The sequence below is a fragment of the Microcystis sp. LE19-41.2A genome, assembly GCF_027530405.1.
GTDB lineage: Bacteria > Cyanobacteriota > Cyanobacteriia > Cyanobacteriales > Microcystaceae > Microcystis > Microcystis aeruginosa.
The window spans coordinates 1-2668 of the sequence record NZ_JAPZQJ010000487.1; the positions used below are offsets into that span (position 1 = coordinate 1).

The window sequence follows — 2668 nt, forward strand, 5'->3', positions numbered from 1 at the left end:
TCAGGTGGTCAATTACCTAATTTTCAGGGAAAAAATCCCTAAATTTTCCCCCCAATCACTCCAATGGTAGGCACTTTTTCAGGGAAAAAAAGTCTAAAAGCCTTATCCAACAAGGTTTTTATATTTATTCAGCAAACCCTAAATACTGTCTGAACCCATTTTTTTGCGCTTCGCTCTTGAAGCAGTTGTCAAAACGTCCACACCATCGGTGAAAGCAGGGAGGCATCGCGACTGGGGTTGTCTCTTTCATCGCTGCTCTCTCAACGTCAAGTGCTTACTCTATAACGATTATACTCTATTATACTCTTGTTGATCGTTTAAGTCCCACTAGGATAAATTGATCTCTAATAACCCCGGTGGTGGCGCAATCTCGATGCGTGCCGCTTTCAGATCCACCAGTGGAACAATTTCTTTGACGAAGGGGACCAAGGCCGTGGCCTCTGAGTCGGAGGATGGACTTTTTTTCTTGACGGAGGCTAGATTTGCTTCTAGTTGCACTGCTAAAATGTCATTACCCGCCCACAAAATATCTACTACAACCCCGATTTTTTCTCCTGTCAGGTGATGATAAACCTCTAAGTTTACTAGCTCACTAACATGATATTCATCCGCTTTTAGGCGAGGTTTTTCTAGTTTATTCGCCCATAATTTATATCCGCGCAAAGCTTCGGCTTGTTCCCGATTTTCAACCCCCTCTAACTTGATAACATAAACATTTTTGCCCGGTAGCTCACGTCCCCTGAGCAGAGTAATTTCTCGGATTTCTCCCCCCTGGGGTCCTTGTATTCCCCTCATCCCTCGCTTCTGAAAACGTTCGGGAAAATCTGATACCGATAAAACTCGCAATTCTCCCTCCAGTCCCTGGGGTGCTACTATTGTCCCAATTTCTAGCCAATTTTCTTCCATTGTCTCGATACTTTTTGCTATAGCTTTCCCTAGTATATAGCCTTTTTTGTCTCGCTCCTAGATTTTAAAAGTCTTGGTAAGCTAAAATTTTTAGTTGACCTCTACTCCTGACCATTTTTTGACTTTTTACTGGTGACTTTTGACTAAATTATGACTATTTGGCAAGCGGATTTTTATAAATCTTCATCTTCTTCACCTCTTGAGACAGTCTGGCAATTGTTAATTTCCGATTCTCTTGGTCATCTTATCTATGAAAATTCCTGTCCCCAATCCCAAGCTAATAGCGACTGGTTAACCCAACAGTTACAGCAAGCTTGTCAAGTCTCCCCTCCGGAAATTATCCAAGTTTTTCGCCCCCAATGCGCCAATTTATTTCTCCTCGCTGGTCAGAATTTACAGATCAAAATTGAGTTAACCCGTCACGTTAACGCTCTGAAAAAACAGCTAGAATTGCGGCAAATCCCCATAAATATCGACTCTCCTCCACCGCAACCCCTACCAGACCAATTTTTAGGTCAAGAGTGGCGTTTTGCTCGCTTTCCCGCCGTTGATTTAGTTAACTTTTTTGGCGATCGCAGAATACCGATTCTTTCCCTACCAGAAGCCTTTTCTCCTTTAAAATTAGGTTTAGCCTCCACTCTCATGATCCCCGGCGTGGTTATTACCGGTGGTAAAAAATCTCTTGCCATCGCTCGTTGGTTAGAGGAAATTAACCCGGTATTTATCGATCATATTCCCACAGAAAGGGGGCGATCGGGCGGTTTAGTCTTGGAATCGGGTCTAAATGAACGTTGGATTTTTCTGACCTACGAAGATGAAGAAGTGGCCCTGGCAGCCAATGTTTATCAAGCAACCAAACAGGAAAGCCAAGGTTTGCACTTTCTCCTGATACAACCGGATGATTCTGGTCGCACTTTTACCGGCTTTTGGCTACTGAAACAAGTTTAACCCCCAAGCTGTCCCCAAGAGGCAAAGAATACCCGCTAAACCCGCTAAAGGTTGGTTATAGATACCTTTGACCCAAACTAACCCAGAATCGCTGTAAGACATCAATTCGGCACTGTCTAGCAAAGCTAATCCCCACACCCAACCGCTATGAAGTCCCCAAGCTAATCCTAAACTACCATGATCGATCGCCCGCGCCCAGACCAGAACCATCCCCATCAGAAATAAACCGGGTAGTTGCGGCAGCGTTTGCTGACGGTCCCAAAGCAGGTGCAGCAGGGCAAAAATTAGGCTAGAAATGGCTCCCGCCACCCAAAAACCGTATTCTTGGCTTAATTGGCTCAAAAAGATGCCCCGAAAGATTAATTCCTCGGTAATACCCACCCAGAGAGCCACTATCAACAGGGGTAAACTCAAGGAAAAAGCGCGAGTGAGGTTTTTGGGCTGCCAATGTACCCATGTCAAAATCCCCTCTAGGAAAAAAATTATCCCTAATCCCACCACTGCCAGGATTAATCCTTTAGTTAGGGAGATAAATAGGGAAAATGACCAAATTAATCCGTAATTATGGAGGCTGCTCCCCTCTATCTTCAATAATCCCCAGATAACTAAGGGAGCCAAGGCGTAAAGAGAGGCCACTAGGGGCAATTTCTGGTCAGGTTTTGTCCCTTGCAGCGGTTGCCATCCCAAACGACTCCCTAAACCAATGGCAATCGGCAGCCAGAGAATTAACCAGGCTAACAGGAAAATAATAATTTTTATTAAGGCGGCAATCTCCATTGTCAATTAGGTGTTATGGAAGTGGGGTGTGGGGTGT

The 2668-nt window shown here is 44.5% G+C and carries 3 protein-coding genes; 1 reads left to right on the top strand and 2 read right to left on the bottom strand.

Annotation, left to right across the window (positions count from 1 at the left end; all coding sequences use genetic code 11):
- Nucleotides 1–327: 327 nt before the first annotated feature.
- Nucleotides 328–906 (bottom strand): ribosome maturation factor RimM, encoded by a 579-nt coding sequence (gene rimM / locus O9290_RS20580; protein WP_190722070.1) that lies wholly within the window; start codon nt 904–906, stop codon nt 328–330.
- A 150-nt stretch (nt 907–1056) separates the two neighbouring features.
- Here rimM and O9290_RS20585 point away from each other — a divergent pair, with 150 nt between their 5' ends.
- On the top strand, nt 1057–1854 hold the full coding sequence (locus tag O9290_RS20585) for a Tab2/Atab2 family RNA-binding protein (protein ID WP_288027313.1): 798 nt from the start codon (nt 1057–1059) through the stop codon (nt 1852–1854).
- Here the strand turns inward: O9290_RS20585 and O9290_RS20590 are convergent.
- The gene (locus O9290_RS20590; RefSeq protein WP_002759726.1) at nt 1837–2631 is read right to left on the bottom strand and encodes a CPBP family intramembrane glutamic endopeptidase; all 795 of its coding nucleotides are present in this window, start codon (nt 2629–2631) and stop codon (nt 1837–1839) included. The genes O9290_RS20585 and O9290_RS20590 overlap by 18 nt on opposite strands.
- Between the last annotated feature and the right edge of the window lie 37 nt (nt 2632–2668).

Excerpts from the sequence above, each read along its gene's own strand:
- rimM (WP_190722070.1), bottom strand. The coding sequence starts at position 906 with ATGGAAGAAAATTGGCTAGAAATTGGGACAATAGTAGCACCCCAGGGA.
- O9290_RS20585 (WP_288027313.1), top strand. The coding sequence starts at position 1,057 with ATGACTATTTGGCAAGCGGATTTTTATAAATCTTCATCTTCTTCACCT.
- O9290_RS20590 (WP_002759726.1), bottom strand. The coding sequence starts at position 2,631 with ATGGAGATTGCCGCCTTAATAAAAATTATTATTTTCCTGTTAGCCTGG.